The 17,553-nt window shown below is 63.0% G+C and carries 18 protein-coding genes; 8 read left to right on the plus strand and 10 right to left on the minus strand.

The annotated features are described in order from the left end of the window. Positions 1 to 248 precede the first annotated feature (248 nt). Positions 249 to 1,526 carry an FAD-binding oxidoreductase gene (locus G3O01_RS17355; RefSeq protein ID WP_205806359.1) on the plus strand — a complete coding sequence of 426 codons (1,278 nt, stop codon included), beginning with the start codon at positions 249 to 251 and terminating at the stop codon, positions 1,524 to 1,526. 118 nt (positions 1,527 to 1,644) lie between these two features. Beyond that, a complete protein-coding gene (locus G3O01_RS17360) occupies positions 1,645 to 2,328 on the plus strand; it encodes a TetR family transcriptional regulator (protein WP_205806360.1) in 684 nt (227 codons plus the stop codon). A gap of 752 nt (positions 2,329 to 3,080) precedes the next feature. Here the strand turns inward: G3O01_RS17360 and aroQ are convergent. Next, a complete protein-coding gene (aroQ, locus tag G3O01_RS17365) occupies positions 3,081 to 3,530 on the minus strand; it encodes a type II 3-dehydroquinate dehydratase (RefSeq protein WP_205806361.1) in 450 nt (149 codons plus the stop codon). Positions 3,531 to 3,901: 371 nt separating this feature from the next. On the opposite strand from aroQ, the gene G3O01_RS17370 reads away from it, so the two are divergent. Beyond that, positions 3,902 to 4,240: a hypothetical protein gene (locus G3O01_RS17370; protein ID WP_205806362.1), complete on the plus strand. Its 339-nt coding sequence runs from the start codon at positions 3,902 to 3,904 to the stop codon at positions 4,238 to 4,240. A 248-nt stretch (positions 4,241 to 4,488) separates the two neighbouring features. After that, positions 4,489 to 4,701, plus strand: coding sequence for a hypothetical protein (locus G3O01_RS17375; RefSeq protein ID WP_205806434.1), 213 nt, complete (start codon positions 4,489 to 4,491; stop codon positions 4,699 to 4,701). A gap of 69 nt (positions 4,702 to 4,770) precedes the next feature. Here the strand turns inward: G3O01_RS17375 and G3O01_RS17380 are convergent, their stop codons facing one another. From G3O01_RS17380 to G3O01_RS17405, 6 genes are all read right to left on the minus strand, one after another. Beyond that, positions 4,771 to 5,106, minus strand: coding sequence for a hypothetical protein (locus G3O01_RS17380; RefSeq protein WP_205806363.1), 336 nt, complete (start codon positions 5,104 to 5,106; stop codon positions 4,771 to 4,773). A 93-nt stretch (positions 5,107 to 5,199) separates the two neighbouring features. Further along, on the minus strand, positions 5,200 to 5,976 hold the full coding sequence (locus tag G3O01_RS17385; RefSeq protein ID WP_205806364.1) for an AraC family transcriptional regulator: 777 nt from the start codon (positions 5,974 to 5,976) through the stop codon (positions 5,200 to 5,202). A gap of 159 nt (positions 5,977 to 6,135) precedes the next feature. Next, positions 6,136 to 7,434, minus strand: coding sequence for an FAD-dependent oxidoreductase (locus tag G3O01_RS17390; protein ID WP_205806365.1), 1,299 nt, complete (start codon positions 7,432 to 7,434; stop codon positions 6,136 to 6,138). Then, positions 7,431 to 7,715, minus strand: a complete 285-nt coding sequence (locus tag G3O01_RS17395; protein ID WP_205806366.1) for a 2Fe-2S iron-sulfur cluster-binding protein — start codon at positions 7,713 to 7,715, stop codon at positions 7,431 to 7,433. The genes G3O01_RS17390 and G3O01_RS17395 overlap by 4 nt, the downstream gene beginning before the upstream one ends. Further along, entirely contained in the window at positions 7,708 to 8,835 is a 1,128-nt protein-coding gene (locus G3O01_RS17400) for an FAD-binding oxidoreductase (protein WP_205806435.1), read from the minus strand. Before G3O01_RS17400 ends, G3O01_RS17395 begins: the two co-directional genes overlap by 8 nt. Then, a complete protein-coding gene (locus G3O01_RS17405) occupies positions 8,832 to 9,797 on the minus strand; it encodes a 4-hydroxyproline epimerase (RefSeq protein WP_205806367.1) in 966 nt (321 codons plus the stop codon). Before G3O01_RS17405 ends, G3O01_RS17400 begins: the two co-directional genes overlap by 4 nt. 349 nt (positions 9,798 to 10,146) lie before the next feature. Between G3O01_RS17405 and G3O01_RS17410 the strand changes: the two genes are divergently transcribed. Continuing rightward, positions 10,147 to 11,052 carry a dihydrodipicolinate synthase family protein gene (locus G3O01_RS17410; RefSeq protein ID WP_205806368.1) on the plus strand — a complete coding sequence of 302 codons (906 nt, stop codon included), beginning with the start codon at positions 10,147 to 10,149 and terminating at the stop codon, positions 11,050 to 11,052. Positions 11,053 to 11,133: 81 nt separating this feature from the next. On the opposite strand, the gene G3O01_RS17415 is transcribed toward G3O01_RS17410, so the two are convergent. Then, a complete protein-coding gene (locus G3O01_RS17415; protein WP_205806369.1) occupies positions 11,134 to 11,859 on the minus strand; it encodes a response regulator transcription factor in 726 nt (241 codons plus the stop codon). A gap of 263 nt (positions 11,860 to 12,122) precedes the next feature. Here G3O01_RS17415 and G3O01_RS17420 point away from each other — a divergent pair, with 263 nt between their 5' ends. Both G3O01_RS17420 and G3O01_RS17425 read left to right on the plus strand, forming a co-directional pair. Then, complete coding sequence (locus G3O01_RS17420; protein WP_205806370.1) at positions 12,123 to 13,430, plus strand: MFS transporter; 1,308 nt, start codon at positions 12,123 to 12,125, stop codon at positions 13,428 to 13,430. A 114-nt stretch (positions 13,431 to 13,544) separates the two neighbouring features. After that, the gene (locus G3O01_RS17425; RefSeq protein ID WP_205806371.1) at positions 13,545 to 15,032 is read left to right on the plus strand and encodes an MFS transporter; all 1,488 of its coding nucleotides are present in this window, start codon (positions 13,545 to 13,547) and stop codon (positions 15,030 to 15,032) included. A gap of 111 nt (positions 15,033 to 15,143) precedes the next feature. Here G3O01_RS17425 and G3O01_RS17430 read toward each other — a convergent pair whose 3' ends face one another. Together G3O01_RS17430 and G3O01_RS17435 are read right to left on the minus strand one after the other, a co-directional pair. Continuing rightward, complete coding sequence (locus G3O01_RS17430) at positions 15,144 to 15,416, minus strand: hypothetical protein (protein WP_205806372.1); 273 nt, start codon at positions 15,414 to 15,416, stop codon at positions 15,144 to 15,146. Positions 15,417 to 15,553: 137 nt separating this feature from the next. Further along, positions 15,554 to 15,991: a DoxX family protein gene (locus G3O01_RS17435; RefSeq protein ID WP_205806373.1), complete on the minus strand. Its 438-nt coding sequence runs from the start codon at positions 15,989 to 15,991 to the stop codon at positions 15,554 to 15,556. A 307-nt stretch (positions 15,992 to 16,298) separates the two neighbouring features. Here G3O01_RS17435 and G3O01_RS17440 point away from each other — a divergent pair, with 307 nt between their 5' ends. Next, entirely contained in the window at positions 16,299 to 17,018 is a 720-nt protein-coding gene (locus G3O01_RS17440; protein WP_205806436.1) for a DeoR/GlpR family DNA-binding transcription regulator, read from the plus strand. Positions 17,019 to 17,553 lie beyond the last annotated feature (535 nt).

Below are 17,553 nucleotides of genomic sequence, written 5' to 3' on the forward strand. Positions count from 1 at the left end.
GGATCGAAGCAGCAAGGCGGCACCTTTTGCCGCTTCCCGTGGCGTTTTCCGGGTCTGCGCGGGCAAGGATGGCCGCCCTTCGATGCCGACGCAACCGCCGCCGCGCCCTTCCCGCCCGCGCCGCCACCCTGGAATACCGAATACGACACGCGCGCGAACTTGAGTAACATAGCCGCGCGTTTCAAACATCACACGCCACTGCGCTGGTAGAAACCGGCAGCGGCGCGCCGCCTGACCTGATGGAACTTATGCAAAGCTACTACGAAGCGACTGTCGAACGGACCACGCGCCCAGCGCTGGAGGGAAAACTGAGCGCCAACGTCTGCATCGTCGGCGGCGGGCTGGCCGGCCTGTCGACGGCGCTTGGACTCGCCGAGCGCGGCGTGCGCGACGTGGTCGTCGTCGAAGCGAACCAGGTTGGGTACGGCGCGTCGGGGCGCAACGGCGGCTTCGTGTTCGGCGGCTACAGTCTCGATTGCGCGGACCTGCTGAAGATCCTCGGTCCGGTGCGGGCGCGCGAGCTGTACGCGTTGACCGTCGACGCCGTCGATCTCATGCGCACGCGCATCCAGCGCTACGCGATCGCCTGTGACGCCACGGACGCGGGCGTGATTCTCGCCAACTGGTTCGACGATCCGTCGCGGCTGGATGGTCAGCGCCGATTGATGAAGGCATCGTTTGGCGTCGAATGGGAGCCGCTCAGCGCCGCCCAACTCGCCACCCGCCTGAAAACCACGCGCTATTGCGGCGGGTTGTTCGAGCGCAATGCGTTTCACTTTCATCCGCTGAAGTACGTGCTCGGTATCGCGCGTGCCGCGGAAGCGGCCGGCGTGCGCATTGTCGAAAAGTCGCCGGTCGTTTCGCTTCGCCGGCAAGGTGAAGGCTTTGTCGTCGGGACAGCGCAAGGTTCCGTGGAGGCCCAGCACGTCGTGATGGCGGGCGGCGGTTACGCACGCAACGTATACCGCCGCGTCGAGCGTGCGGTGCTGCCGATCGCAACTTATGTGATGGCGACCGAACCGCTCGGCGCACGGCTCGCCGACGCGATCGACTGTCGCTCGGCCGTCTACGACACACGCTTTGCGTTCGACTACTACCGGCCGCTACCCGATACGCGCATCCTCTGGGGCGGGCGCATTTCCATTCTCGAACGCGAACCCGAAGCAATCGCGCGACTGCTGCGCCGCGATCTGCTGAAGGTGTATCCGCAGTTGCGCGACGTGCGCATCGATCACGCGTGGGGCGGCCTGATGAGCTACGCGCGGCACAAGATGCCGCAGATTGGCCAGAGCACGGACGGCGTCTGGTATGCGGTCGGTTTCGGCGGACACGGGATGGCGCCGACCACGGTGTCGGGTGAGTTGCTGGCGGCGGCAATCTCCGGCGAAAGGCCTGTGCCGGAAGCGTTCGCGTCGTTCGGCCTCACGCATACGTTCGGGGCGTTGGGTCTTGCCGCCGCGCAGCTGACGTACACCGCAATGCAAACGCGCGACGCGCTTGCGGATCGCTCGCGGCGTGCGGGCTGAGCGCAACAAAGACGCTTGCGCGCGAGCGCCGCGCAGCGTGGCCGGGCATGCCGCCGAGCCGCGCCGGGTGGGCTTTTCGGCATGCTAGAATAAAACGTCATCGCCGCCGGAATACACAATGAAAAAGGGAAGCCGAGCTATCGCGCCCGAGCATAAAGACACCCCGAACGAAACCTCCGAACCACGGCGCAAATACGATCCCGAAGAGACGAAGCGCAACATCCTCGAGGTGGCAACGCAGGAGTTTTCGTCGATGGGACTCACGGGCGCGCGCGTCGATGCGATTGCGGAGCGCACCAACACCACGAAGCGCATGCTGTACTACTACTTCGGCAGCAAGGAAGGGTTGTACGAGGCCGTGCTCGAGAAGGTTTATGGCGATATTCGCGCACTTGAACAGGATCTGAAAGTCAGCGACATGAGTCCTGTCGAAGGGCTGCGTAGTCTCGTCGAGTTTACGTTTGACTATCACGACAAGCATCGTGATTTCGTGCGGCTCGTGACGATCGAAAACATTCACGGCGCGAAGTACATCGAGCAGGTGAAGACCTTCAAGAATCGCAATGCGACGGTGATTCACACGATTGAAGATCTGCTTGCACGTGGGATCGCGTCAGGTGAGTTCCGCGATGATATCGATGCGATTGATCTGCATTTGCTGATTAGCTCGTTGTGTTTTCATCGGGTCGCGAATCGGCATACGTTTGGGACTGCGTTTGGGCGCGATCCTTCGCACGCAAGGTTGCGTGCACGGCATCGGGCTATGATTGTTGATGCTACTCTGAGGTTTGTTAAGAAGTAGGTTTTTTTGTCTGCGACGCTTTGTTTGGTTTGCTTGTGTTGTCGCTGGCATCCGCGTGATGTTTTGCCTTATTCATGCGTCGCCCCTGTGCGGGGCGGCACTTACTTTCTTTGCCGCCGCAAAGAAAGTAAGCAAAGAAAGCGGGCTAACACCGCCCGTTCTTGACCACCGCCTGATGGCCCCCAACAGTTCCTCTCCTTCAAACGGCAACTTCTCAGTCGCTGCTCGTTGCCAATGCTTCGCACAGACGCCTCACCCACTCCAATCACCCGTAGCGCAGCCAGCGGCAGCGAATGGTTGATGCCGCCCAGGTGGCAAACTGTGTGTAGGTCGTAGTGCTTCACACCTCACCGCTCCTACGACACCGATCGTGCTTTTCAGTCCGGAGTGAAGCGTGTATGGCGCGAAAGCCGACACACAGTTTGCCGCAATAGGACGTGGGCGATTTGATCGCGTGTGTGGCGACGCGGGAGTGTGACGCGGGTGAGGCGTCTGCCAAGAGAGATGGCAACGGGCATTGAAAGGCAGATTGCCGTGTGAAGCGGAGGAACTGTTGGGGGCCCTCAGGCGGAGTTCAAGAACTGGCGGTGTTCAGCGGCTTTCTTTTGCCTACTTTTCTTTGCCGCGGCAAAGAAAAGTAGGTGCCGCCCCGCACAGGGGCGACGCGTGAAGAACCAGTAACAAATCGCGGATGCCAGCGAAAGCGAAAGCGAAAGCGAAAGCAAAACCAAAACCAAAACCAAAACCAAAACTCACCGCCTGGACTTCAAAACCTCCGCCATCCTCTCAATCGCGAGCACATACCCTTGCGTCCCGCACCCACAAATAACAGCCTCAGCGACAGCGGAAACATAAGAGTGATGCCTGAACGCCTCACGTTTATGAACATTCGAGATATGCACCTCAATCACAGGCTTATCGATAGCAGACAATGCATCTGCAATTGCCACTGACGTATGCGTATAAGCCGCAGGATTAAAAACAATCCCCTGCTGCGTCGTGCGCGCTTCATGAATCCAGTCGATCAGTTGATGTTCCGCATTCGACTGGCGAAAATCGATCGCAAGATCAAGCCGCTCACCTGCCTCGCGGCAGCGACGCGCAACGTCGTCGAGCGTTTCCGCTCCATAGATAGTCGGCTCCCGCGTGCCGAGCAGATTGAGATTCGGCCCATTCAGGACCAGCACCGACGCAGAACTCATGAACAAATACCCCACAATAGTGACTGCGCGCCGCGCAAAGAAAAACACACGTCAATGCACGTCATGCAACGAAAGCCGAAGTGTGCCCGTCATGCCGGCATGCGTCTTTTGGGGTTTTCACTAAATTTGTACGAACTAGTTAGTTTTATTAAAAAATACATAGCTATCCATCGAGCAAACAAGCTAACGAGGCGGCACATCAAACCCAAAAATCTGAACCCCACGCAGCATAAAAAAATCGTTCAACCGACACCGGATCACCCCGGCGCATGCCGGCCAAAACCCGGGCATATCGCTTGCACCGATATAATTTCCGAATGTTTTGCGGTTTCGCGCCGTCTCGCGCCCCGCCGCCAACCAGAAGGAGACTTATGAGGAAGCTAGCCGTCACCCTGTCCATCCCGGTGTTTCTCGCCGCGTGCGCGCAATATCAGGCGTCCCACAACCCGGATGCCGGCGACCCGATGAAGGACAACATGACGAGTCGCCCCGTCAACGACGTCATCCAGTGCATGACGCAAGCAGCGGCAAAACACGATTCGCCTGTCAAGACGACGCCCATCCCGCAAGGCCAGATGCTCGATTTCGGCGATTCCAATATCGTCAAGATCCGCGCCGACAACGGCGGCACGACGTTCCGCTACTACGCAGGCAAGCGCAGCACGTCGAACCTGTGGATCGAAGGCGCGAGCAAGGAATGCGCGCCCTGACGCCACCTGCGGGCATCGGCGTAACCACATGTAACAACTTTTGCGGTAACCGGAAAGGTTGTCGGCGGCTGGTTTAAGAATCGTTTAAGTCTTCGCCGTCACGATTCGTCTTTGACACTGACCTGCATTCGCCCAAGGTGCCAAAGATGGATTACTACAAAGACCGCAACGACCTGACAACGCGCATCGCTGCCGACACCCCGGCCGCACCCGCGCAAGCCGCCGCCGCGAAAGCCGCGCCCGCAAAAATGACGACCATTCTCCGCCGGCTCCTGAGCCCGCACGAAATCGCAACGCTGCTGCTGTTGCTGCACGCGCCGATGGCTGCGTTCGCCAAGCCGGAGATCCCGACGCTCCAGGAGGCAGGACTCGTCGAAAGCATTGCCACGGATGCCGGCGAATCGCACATTCGCCTGACGCCGGAAGGCAACGCGATCCTGCGCGGTCTCGGCATCAAGTAAGGCATCCGTCGCCCGGACCGCGCATTTCGCGCGTCTCACCCGCTTACAGCGCCGTCCCGCGCTGCACACCTACGCCTGCCACACGGCATATCCCGCTTCACGCAAGCCGATCGCCAGTTCGACTTCCATGTCGCGCGCGCCTTCGTATGGCATCGGGTTGTAGACCTCGTATAGTTCCGGCACCAGCCGCAAGCCATAGTCGCGCACATAGCGATTCGACTGGATGCCCGCCTTGTGCCGGTCAAAGCGCAAATCCGGGTCCAGGCCCGTCATACCCACATACACGCACGGCCGTTCGAACCGGTAATCGGGATTCGCGCGGCGAAAGCGCGCCTCGTTCCAGACGGTATCGTCGAGCGCAACCACGTAAACGTAGTAGCGGAGCTTTGCACGACGGATAGGCATTGTTTTCTGCTGATCTTTGACTGGCTTGCGTCCGCCAACCGTGGCTGACCGCTGCATTTGCTTTTCGTTGCGCCCGCTGGCGGAGGTTGACGGTTAGTTGCGCGAGGTGCCGTGCAACAGCATCCGGTACTCGGTCGGCGTGACGCCGACGGTCGCCTTGAATTGCCGCGTGAACGCGCTGTGGTCGGTGTAGCCGCACAGCGCGGCGACATCCGTGACCTTGTCGTGCGATACGAGCAAAGCCGTCGCTGCGTCGAGGCGCGTCTTCAGCAGCACCTGACGCGGCGTCAGGTGAAACACCTTGTGAAAATACCGTTCGAGCTGCGCCACCGACATGTCGGCCATCGCGGCGAGCTGTTTCAGGTTCAGCGGCTGCACGTAGTTCTCTTGCAGATACTGCACCACCGTCGCGAGCCGGCTATACGCGGGATGACTGCTTTCATCCGCGCGCAGATCGCGCGAGATGCCCGCCAGCCCGACCACACGCCCGTCTGAGTCGCGCAACGGCTGCTTGCAGGTCAGACACCAGCCGGGCTGCCGGCCGGGATACAGATGCAGTTCGAGCTGATCGACCATCTGGTTGCCGACGTGGATCACGGCCTTGTCCTGCGCCGTGTAGATACGGCCGAAGCGGCTCGGAAACACGTCCTCCGCCGTCTTGCCGAGCAGCTTCTCCTTCTCCTTGAAACCGCAGCGCGATACCAGCGTGCGATTGACGAGCGCATAGCGCGCCTGCGCGTCCTTCACGAAGAACACGATATCGGGCATCGCGTCGAAGACGGGTTCGAGCAGCGCGAAATGCGAGAGCATTCCGGCCAGCGACGCCTCGCCCGAATCGAGCGCGTCGAGCGTAGGTGCGAGCGTGTTCATCGTGCGGGTTCCGTGCATGGGCTGCGAGGGGCGTGGAGTTGGCCCCGGCGTGCGTCCGCGGGGCTGATCGATTATAGGGCGGCGCGGAGTCGCCGAAAAAATCACGCGTGATCGGATTCGCGTCCGGCCGTTTCCGGGCGACTGATGCGACTGATGGGATCAATGCCCGGGCGGATCGGTATCGGCGTCGCCGGCGAGCATCAGCGTGCCGATCTGCGCCGGATGATTGGGCGGGCGAACCTGGGTCACGTCCCAGCCGAGCAACGCCTGCGCCGCACCGCCGCAGACGCGCCCCTGACACGCGCCCATTCCGCAGCGCGTATGCAGCTTCGCGTCGCGCCAGCTCGCATGCGCGCGGACCTCACCGACCGATACGTCTTCGCAACGGCATAGCAAGGTGTCGTCGGCGGGTAACTGGCGTGCGCGATCGCTCAACGCGAATGCCGAATCCACGCGTGCTGCGAAACGCTGCCAGCGCGCCCGTTCGCGCGTCAGTCGTTCAATCGTCTCGCCGCGCTCGATGCCAACAGCCGCCAGTCCCGCAATCCGCCCTTCCACGCGTGCCAGTTCCATTCCGCCGACGCCCGCGCATTCGCCCGCCGCGAAGATGTTATCGACGGATGTGCGCTGCGCGTCGTCGACAACGATCGCGTCGTCGGCGCGTGTCGCACAGCCCATCGCGCGCGCCAGCGTCGAGTTCGGCACGAGGCCGTAGCCGCACGCGATGCGGTCGCAATCGAAGGTCTGCGTGCGCCCATCCGCGTGTTCGACGAGCGCTCGCTCGACGTGCCCGCTACCCTGCGCCGCGCGCACGACGCTCGATGTCAGATAGCGAAGCCCCGCGAAACCGCGCGTGAGTTGCGCGGCCTGCACGAGCTTTGCGGGCGTGGCGGCGAGCGACACACCAAAACGCGCCACCAACGCGAACGATGTCTGTTCGACCACGGCCACGACCCGCGCGCCCGCCGCGCGGGCGGTCGCCAGCGACGCCAGCAACAACGGACCGCTGCCCGCGATGACGATGCGCTCGCCGCGCACAGGCACGCCGCCCTTGATGAGCGCCTGCAAACCGCCCGCGCCCGTCACGCCCGGCAACGTCCAGCCGGCAAAGGGCAGCAGTCGCTCGCGCGCGCCCGTGACGAGGATCAGGCGGTCGTAGCCGATGCGCGCTCCGCCCTGTTCCGCCGATTCGAGCAGCAGACGTTTGCCATCGAGCGGCGCAATGATCCGCGTCCCCGTCGCGAGCGTTACGTTGCCGCTCGCATCGATTCCATGCAGAAGCGCGGCCAGCGCACCGGGCGTTGGATGCGCGGGACCGTTACGCCACACCTGGCCGCCCGCGCGCGGGTTGTCGTCGAGCACGGCAATGCGCGCGCCCGCGGCTGCCGCCTCGCGCGCCGCAGCAAGACCCGCCGGCCCCGCGCCCACGATGACGATATCGAAATGCTGGCCGTTCATCGCGGCCTCGTCGTTTGCACGATCTGGCCGTCGCGACACAACGTCTGGCATGCGAGCACATGCATGCGTCCATCGACGCTCACGCGGCATTCCTGACACACACCCATTCCACACAACGGCGCGCGTCGTTCGCCGGTGACGGACAGGCGTGCGCCATATGCGCTCGCGCCGCAGACGGCGAGCGCAGCGGCAAGCGCAGCGGCAAGCGTCGCGCCTTGCTCGACTTCGACGGAAACACCGTCGATCGTGATGCGAACCCGGGAAAGCGCCGCTTCAGACATGACAGGCTCCGACTTCGAAACGCGCGGGCAGGAATGGATCGACAGCAATCTCAGCCGAGGTCTGCGTGATCTGTGCGGCAAGCAGTTTCGCGGTGGCGAGCGATGTCGTCACGCCCAGTCCCTCATGACCGACGGCGAGCCACACGCCGGACGCCGCGCCGCTCGCGGGACCGATCAACGGCAAGCCATCCGGCGATGCCGCGCGAAACCCCGTCCACGCGCGAATGCCATTGAGCGTCGGCAATTCGGGCAGATAGCGCGCCGCGCGTTGCAGCATCTGCGCGAGCACGGGCAGTTCGACGGCGGGATCGGTCGTGTCGAACTGGCGCGACGAGCCGATCAGCAGCTGCCCTGTCGGGCGCGGCTGCGCATTGAAAGCGACCGAGGTTCCCGTCGCGTGATGAGCGCTCTTGATATAGCCGAGTTCGAGCAGTTGATGGCGGATGAAACCAGGATAGCGGTCGGTGATCAGCAAGTGGCCTTTTTTGGGCTGCAATGGCAGGCCGAGCACGAGTTCGCGCGCCTGCAATCCGTTCGCGACGACCACATGCGCGCCGCCAATGCGCTCGCCATTCGACAGCGTGACCTGATGTTTGTCGACGGCTACCGCTTGCGCGTTCAGACGAAGATCGATCCGCGCCGCGCCCGGCGACTGCGTGAGCAGCCATTGCGCGGCGGTCGGCGCATACACGATGCTGTCGTCTTCTATTAGCAGACCGCCCGCCATGCCCGGCGCGAGCGACGGCTCGCAATCGTAGAGCGCGTGCTCGTCCAGCATGTGCGCTGCGACGTCTTGCGCGGCGAACGCTAGCTGCATCGCGCGTGCGGCATCGAGTTCTTCGGCATCCTCCGCAACCCAGAGCGTGCCGCAGCGCGCGAAGGCGTCGCGCGTGCGCAACTGCGACGCAAGCGCGAGCCACAGGTCGCGCGAATAACGGCACAGCGCGAACTCCGCGGGCGAGTCGTTCATCACGACGATATGCCCCATGCCCGCCGCCGTCGCGCCGCCGCCGATACCGTGCGTGTCCAGCACAGTCACGCGGAGTCCGCGCACAGCCAGCTCCGCCGCGCACGCCGCACCGACGATGCCCGCGCCGACGACCACGACATCCGCCGTCATACCGTGCGGATGCCCCATGCGAACGGATCGCGCTCGTCGAAGCACAGCCGGCTCTCGGCCATGATGTGCGCGTGGCCGGTGATGGTCGGGATCACAGTTGCGATGCCGTCCTGCGTGCCGCCTTGCGCATAACTCGCTTCGAACACGCTGCCGATGACGCTCTCCTGCCGCCACACCTTGCCGGCGGCGAGCTTGCCGTCGGCGGCGAGGCACGCGACCTTCGCGCTCGTGCCCGTGCCGCACGGCGAGCGGTCATACGCGTTGCCGGGGCACAGCACGAAGCTGCGGCTGTCGAGGTCATCGCGCGAGCCCGGCCCGAACAGTTCGATGTGGTCGATCAACGCACCGTTCGCACCCGTGATATCCGCAGCGATCAGCGCGTCGCGGATCGCCGAGCTGAAGTGCGTGAGTTCGGCAATGTTCGACGCGTCCAGTGAACGCCCATGGTCCGCGACAAGAAAAAACCAGTTGCCGCCCCACGCGATATCGCCCGTCAATGTACCGAAACCAGGCACGTCGACACTCACGTCCTTGCGATACCGGTACGCGGGCACATTGCGCACCGACACGCTGAGATCGTCATTGAGCGTCGCCTCGACGATCCCGACGGGCGTGTCGATCAGATGCCGGCCCGGCCCGATGCGTCCCATATGCGCGAGCGACACGACGAGGCCGATCGTGCCGTGCCCGCACATGCCCAGGTAGCCGACGTTGTTGAAGAAGATGACGCCCGCCGCGCATTCTTTGTGATCCGGCTCGCACAACAGTGCGCCGACGACCACATCGGAGCCGCGCGGCTCGGTGACGATGCCCGCGCGCCAGTCGTCGTAGCGCGCGCGAAACGCGTCCAGACGTTGCGCGAGCGTGCCGTCGCCCAGTTCGGGGCCACCGGACACCACGAGGCGGGTCGGCTCACCGCCCGTGTGCGAATCGATCACGTTCAAGGTTTTCATGTCGCCCATGGTAGAAACGCGGCCGCGCGCAGTCTTGAAGCGGCTGCGCGTGGATTATGACGATTTCGGCATAGCTCACAACAAGTGGGACCGGCTCGCTCCGGGCCAGCCACCGGACTGCCCGCCTCGACGTGCCGTGCTCGCGTGCGATCTGAGCGAAGGTCGAATCAATTCAGCCGCGCTCGACAGCGATACGCCGCCCAAAACGGCCAACAAACATTGAAAGCATCGCAAATAATGGATTCCCCTCGCACAGACGCTATGCCGAAATCGTCACGCGAAACGCGCGATTCACGCAAGACACCCGATTATTCCCTGCTTACACTGCACTCGACTCATCACTTTCAGGAGAGCAGTCGTGGCGCATATCTGGGAAGGCGTATTGCCCGCAGTCACCACCAAGTTCAACGCGGATTTCAGCATAGACCGCGCGGCGACGGGAAAGAACATCGAGGCGCAGATCGAAGCGGGCGTCGACGGCATCATCGTGTGCGGGTCGCTCGGCGAGGCGTCCACGCTTTCCCTCGATGAAAAGCTGCAGGTGCTCGACGTGGCCGTCGAGGCGTCGCGTGGCCGCGTGCCCGTGCTGCTGACAATCGCCGAAAACAGCACGCTCGACGGCTGCCGCCAGGCGGAAGCGGGCGCAAAGCACGGTGCCGCTGGCTATATGGTGCTGCCGGGCCTGCGTTATCTGTCGGATCGCCGCGAGACGCTGAACCACTTCCGCATGGTCGCGAACGCCAGCCCGCTGCCGCTGATGATCTACAACAACCCGCTCGCGTATGGCGTCGACATGACGCCGGAGATGTTCGTCGAGATCGCCGACGAGAAGAAGATCGTCGCGATCAAGGAATCGTGCGGCGACGTGCGGCGCGTGACGGATCTGATCAACGAAGTCGGCGACCGCTACGCGATCCTGTGCGGCGTCGACAATCTGGCGATGGAAGCGATCCTGATGGGCGCGCACGGCTGGGTCGCGGGCCTCGTGTGCGCGTTTCCGCACGAGACGGTTGCAATCTACAAGTTGCTGAAGGCGGGACGGCTGGAGGAAGCGCGCGCGATTTACCGGTGGTTTGCGCCGCTGCTCGCGCTCGATGTGTCGGCCAAGCTGGTGCAGAACATCAAGCTGGCGGAAGCGATCGTTGGGCTCGGCACGGAGCCGGTGCGCCCGCCGCGTCTGCCGCTGGCCGGTGACGAACGCAAGGCCGTCGAAGCATTGATCCGCCGGTCGATCGAAACGCGTCCGGCGCTGCCGAAGCTTTAAGTACGCAAAAAAACGGCGGCTCCCTTCGTCTGGGAGCCGCCATTGAGACGTTCACGCGTTGCGTGAGCGTAGACCATCTGCTTAAGCCGCTTCAGCATGCGCCACAACGGTATCCTCGTTCGATCGCAAATGCAGCAGCCGATAGCCACTCTTGTACACGGGCTGCAGACGGAATTCGTTATGCGGCTCGATCTGCAGCAACAGACGAAGACGCGACACGTGGCTGTCGATCGTGCGCGTGACTTCGCGGAACTCGCGGCCCCACACCATCGCGAAGATATGGTCTCGCGACAGCACGCGGCCGATATTCGAGAAGAACAGCGACGCCAGCCGATACTGCGTGCCCGACAGTTGCACCGGCGCGCCGCGCAGCGTAACGAGTTGACGGCGGGTGTCGAAATGATACGGGCCGACGTCGAAGCTATCTTTGCCGTAGCGTTCCGGATAAGCGCGGCGCAGCAGCGCGAGCAGGCGCTCGCGGAATTCCGCATGCCGCACGGGCAACGTCGCGTAATCGTCCGCGCCCAGCACGAAGGCGCGCACGACGCTCTCCTCCGAACCATCCGTCGACACGAACATCACGGGCATCCGCTCGCCGCCGACTGAGCGCACCGCCTTCAGCACGTCGGTGCCCGACAGACGCAGCGCGTGCCAGTCGAGGATCAGCAGATCGACCGTCGAGCGGGCGAGCACCTTGGAAAGCGTCAGGCCGTCTTCGTAAAGAGCGCAACTGTGACCGGCCTGAACGATGATTTTTTCGAGCAATTTCCCCTGCACGAGGTCACGCTGAAGAATGGCGATACGCATAAATGGTTTCCCGACAATTGGTCCAGGATCGCGATTCTGTTCAGGCAGCCCTGTTAAGCCCATCAGACTTGTCCGAATTTGCAAAGATTCTGCGACACTTTCGATCCTGTAAAATCACGGGTTGGCCAGAATCGTCATCACGCCGCCCTATCCGGACCGGCGTGCCGTGTCCCGTGCGCTACCCCGCACTGCCGCACTCCTGCCTGACGAACGCCGTGCTCCGCGCGCAACGCGCGGCTCTTCTATTCATACAACGACAGGCAATGCAAGCAACAGAACTGGGTAGACCACACGCCCGGGACGGCGCGCACGCGCGTCCCCTCACCGGTAACGACTACAAGACGCTCAGCCTCGCCGCGCTCGGCGGCGCGCTCGAGTTCTACGACTTCATCATCTTCGTGTTCTTCGCTCCGGCGATCGGACAACTGTTCTTTCCGCAGTCGATTCCCGACTGGCTGCGCCAGCTGCAGACTTTCGGCATCTTCGCCGCGGGTTACCTGGCGCGGCCGCTGGGCGGCATCATCATGGCGCACTTCGGCGACCTGCTCGGCCGCAAGCGCATGTTCACGCTGAGCGTGCTGCTGATGTCCCTGCCCACGCTGATGATGGGCATGCTGCCCACCTACGCCAGCATCGGCATCATGGCGCCCGTGCTGCTGCTCCTGTTCCGCGTGATGCAGGGCGCGGCTGTCGGCGGCGAAGTGCCGGGCGCGTGGGTGTTCGTCTCCGAGCACGTGCCGCAGCGGCACGTCGGCTATGCGTGCGGCACGCTGACGGCGGGTCTGACCGCCGGCATTCTGCTCGGCTCGCTGGTTGCGTCGGCGGTAAACCGCCATTTCGCAGCCGCTGAAATCGCCGATTTCGCGTGGCGCATTCCGTTCCTGCTCGGCGGCGTATTCGGCCTCTTTTCGGTGTATCTGCGCCGATGGCTGCACGAAACCCCCGTGTTCGCCGAAATGAAGCAGCGCAAGTCGCTGGCTGCCGAAATCCCGCTGAAGGCCGTGCTGCGCGATCATGGCCGCGCCGTGATCGTGTCGATGCTGCTCACGTGGATGCTGTCGGCGGCAATCGTCGTCGTGATCCTGATGACGCCGACGCTCCTGCAAAAGCAGTTTCACATCGCGCCCGCGCAGGCGCTTTTCGCCAATAGCGTCGCGACGCTGTGTCTGACGATCGGCTGCGTGCTGGCCGGTTCGCTCGCGGGCCGCTTCGGCGCAGGCCGCACGATTTTCGTCGGCTGCGTGGGCCTTGGCATCTCGTACTACGTGCTGTTCCAGCAACTCGCCGTCGATAGCGCGATGCTCGTGCCGCTTTACGCGATTGCGGGCCTGTTCGTCGGCGTGATCGGCGCGGTGCCGTTCGTGATGGTCAACGCGTTTCCGCCTGTGGTGCGCTTCTCGGGCATCTCGTTCTCGTACAACGTCGCGTACGCGGTGTTCGGCGGTCTTACGCCGATCGTCGTGTCGCTGATGCTGAAGTCGAATCCGATGGCGCCCGCGTTCTACGTCGGCGCGCTGTGTGTGATCGGCGCACTAACGGCGTGCTGCGTGAAGAAGGACGCCGCGCAATAACGCAGTTGCAGTGGCGTGCGAGGGCACGCCACTTGCCGTTCTGGACCGGCCGTCGCATCGACACTTCAAGCCGGTCCGAAACGTCGCAGGGCAGGGCCGCCCTATCATCGACGCATGAATACCTCTCCCGCACCCCGCTTCACGCCGGCGCTCGCGCGCGTCCTCGCGACGGTGAGCGTCGGCTTCGTCGTCACCCAACTCGACGTGACCATCGTCAATATCGCGCTCGCGAAGATCGGCGCGGATCTGCGCGCGAACGTCACCGGCCTGCAATGGATCGTCGATGCGTACACGCTCGCGTTCGCCGTGCTGATGCTGTCGGCGGGTGTGCTCGGCGACCGCTTCGGCGCACGGCGGATGTTCGCGTGCGGCATCGCGCTGTTCGCGGCGGCGTCGCTCGTGTGCGGGCTGGCAACCGACGCCACCATGCTGGTCGCCGCGCGCGCCGTGCAAGGCATGGGCGCGGCGGCCATGCTGCCCAATTCGCTTGCGCTGCTCAACGAGGCGTGCCGCCACGACCCGAAGCTGCGCGCCCGCGCCGTGGGCCTGTGGACGGCGGCAGGCGCGATTGCGATTGCGGCTGGGCCGGTGATCGGCGGATTGCTGATTGCCGGGTTCGGCTGGCGCGCGATCTTTCTGGTGAATCTGCCGATCTGTGTGCTGGGACTGGCCGCGACCTTCGCGTGGGTGCCTCAGCCGCGCGACGCTGCCGCATCGCATCCGCCTTCCGCGACTTCAGGCGTGCGCGGCATCGATCCCGCCGGCCAGTTGCTCGCGATCGTCGCGCTGACGGCCTTCACGGGCGCCGTGATCGAATGGCGTCCGCTCGGGCTGATGCATCCGCTGGTTGGCGGCGGCTTCGTGCTGGCGCTGATCGCCGCGGTTGCATTCGTCGTCACCGAACGGCGCGTCGATTCGCCGATGCTGCCGCTCGCGTTCTTCGCCAACCGCACGTTCAGCGCGGCCGTGCTGTTCGGCATCTGCGTGAATCTGACTTACTACGGCGTGGTATTCGTGCTGAGCCTGTACCTGCAGCACGCGCGCGGCGAGACGCCGCTCCAGGCGGGTCTCGCCTTCCTGCCGCTGACGGGCGGATTTCTCGTCTCGAACGTCGCGAGCGGCTGGGTCGTCGGACGATTCGGCGCGCGCGTGCCGATGATCGCGGGCGCGATCACGGCCGCGCTCGGCTATGGGCTGTTGCACTTCGCGCAAGCCGCCTCGCCGCTCTGGATGCTGCTCGCGCCGTTCCTGCTGATTCCGTCCGGCATGGGCCTCGCCGTTCCGGCGATGACCACGGCCGTGCTCGCTTCCGTCGACGGACCGCGCGCGGGCACGGCGTCGGCGGTGCTGAATACGGCGCGTCAGGCTGGTGGCGCTATCGGCGTAGCGGCGTTCGGCGCGCTTGCGAGCGCGTCGGATTCAACAGGCGCAGCGCACGTGGTGGCTGGCCTGCAATTGGCGACGCTGATTTCATCGTGCGTGCTGCTGTGCGCGCTCGGACTCGCGTGTCTCGTGCATCCCGACGCGCACGCGCGCAATCAACCGAACAATCGCCCGTGCGAAGAGCGCAACGGCGCCCGGCCCGCGAACGCGAGCAAATGACGCCTGCGTGACGCAACAAAAAGCGCTACAAAAAAGCGCCACAAAAAGCACAACACCCACGACGCACGCGGCGTCGTGGGTGTTGTCGTTTGTTCAAACGGGAAGCAGACGTTACAGCGAGGTTTCCTGAATTGCGCCCGTATCGAGCGCCTTTTCGATCAGACCTTCGTTCTGCACTTTGCGAATCGCGTCGGCGACGAGCTTTTCCGGCTGTTCGATTTCCGCCTTGATCGAGCTGATCAATCCGGCTGCGTCGAGGATCACCAGCGTTTCGGCCGAGTCGGCCCGGCTGATGATCACGCGATGCGGCGTCGGCCCCTCGCCGAGGCTGGCGCAAAACTGCATGACCGTGCCGTTGATCGTTTGGTCAAAAGCTTGAATCATCGCGTGCTCCTTATGGTCGAACTGGCTTGCCCAGCGGTTGCATGACGTGTTGCATCCGGAATGCTGCACGAATGATGCCCGCTCTTTCGGCAGCCGCGCAACGCAGGGCGCATGTCATGCCGCTGCGCGCACAACGATCAAAGGCTGCTGCCAAGCCCGCCGCGCGGCGCCCGCGCGCCATCGATGCTGAAGCGGCCCGCGCCCGTCACGAACAGCAGCAGGAAACCGCCGGCAATACCGACGTTTTTCCAGAAATGGATGATCATGTCGCGCTGCAAGGCGGCGTCGGTGATATTCCAGAAGTCGTGTCCGAGGACGGCCGTCGCGATCGTGTACACGGCCATGAACAGACCCAGCGCGCGAATCCTGAAACCGACCACGAGGAAGATGCCGCCGAGTACCTCGACAGCCGTCGCAATCGGCGCGGCGATCTGCACGAGCGGCACGCCCTTCGATTGCAGATACCCGACGAAACCCGCATAGCCGAGCAGCTTCATCACGCCGCCCCAAAGAAACAGTACGGCAAGCGCGAGGCGGGCAAGAAGAATTACGCCGGAATCGACGGGACGCGTCATGGATGTGGCTCCTGATTTGAATTAAGCAGAAGACCGGGCCGCACGTCATCAGTTCCCGGGCGCTGAAATCAGCATAAGTGGAACGCACCGCTTTTCCAAGGCGATCGACGCAAGCCCAACCCGACGCGCCGCTGCGGGTTTTCCTCGGTCGATCATGCATATCGACGCCAATGCCTGCACATTAAGCAAATTCATCGGCCGATGCATGCACAGGTTTGTTATAATCTTCTCAGGAAATCGAACAAAATCTAACGCACCGTTTCCGTACAACATCGCTGCTCACTATCGCGTTAAAGAGACCATCCCCATGTTGAAAACTGAACGTCTGCGCATGCTCGCCGATGCTCTGGCCAAACAGAGCGTGATGCGCCTGCGCGATGCGGCGACACTCCTGGGCGTGTCGGAAATGACGGTACGCCGCGACATTGCTGCGAGCCCTGGGCATTTCACGTATCTGGGCGGCTATATCGTCAGTGCGACGGATGTGCCGAACACGGCGGGCTATTCGCTGGAGCAGGAAAAGGACCATTTCGCGCAGGCCAAGGCGGAGGCCTCTGCTGTCGCGGCGAAGCTGATCGGCAACAACGAGACGCTGTTCATCGACTGCGGGACGACGCTGACCACGCTGGCGCGGCTGATTCCTAACGACATGCATGTCACCGTGGTTTGCTACTCGCTGAACGTCGCGGAGATTTTGCGGCGCAAGCCGAATGTGCGGATGATCTTGCTGGGCGGCGTATATGTGCCTTCTTCGGATTCTTTTTCTGGTGAAGAGAGTATTGAAGTGCTCCGGCGTATGGGGATCAATAAGGCGTTTATTTCAGCTGGTGGCGTGGATGATGCGCGCGGTGTGACTTGCTGGAATTTTCACGAAGTGGCATTGAAGCAGGCTGCCATGGCGGCGGCTGTTGAGAGTCATCTCGTTGTGGATAGCAGTAAGTTTGGTGTTGTTAAGGCTGTTCGGTTTTCAATGATTGAAGAGTTTAGTTCTGTTATCACTGAGAAAGGGCAGAGTAAGCGGAAGTGATTTTTTTGTCGTGCGACGGCTGGTATGGTTTGCTTGTGTTTGCGCTGGCATCCGCGATGTGTTTTGCCTGTTTCATGCGTTGCCCCTGTGCGGGGCGGCACTTACTTTCTTTGCCGCCGCAAAGAAAGTAAGCAAAGAAAGCGGCCAACACCGCAAATTCTAGTTCTTGCCTGAGGGCCCCCACAGGTTCCTCTCCTTCACACGGCAACCCCTACGCTCAATGCCCGTTGCCAGCACTCTTAATGTGCGCCTCACCCACTTCACTCGCCCGCAACGCAGCCAGCGGCAGCGACCGCTTTGCGCCGCCTAGGTGGCAAACTGTGTGTAGGCCGTAGTGCTTCACACCGCGGCGCTCCTACGACACCGATCATGCGTTCCAGCTGCGCCAGTATTCCCGTCTGGAGTGGTACGCATACGCCGCGATACCCTACACACAGTTTGCCGCTATAGAACCGATGCAATTTAATCGCACGTGTGGCGACGCGGGAGGGTGAAGCGGGTGAGGCGCTAATTCGAAGCGTTGGCAGCGGGCAAT

Origin of the sequence: Burkholderia sp. Ac-20365 (assembly GCF_017104715.1) — a bacterium.
Taxonomy (GTDB): Bacteria; Pseudomonadota; Gammaproteobacteria; order Burkholderiales; family Burkholderiaceae; genus Paraburkholderia.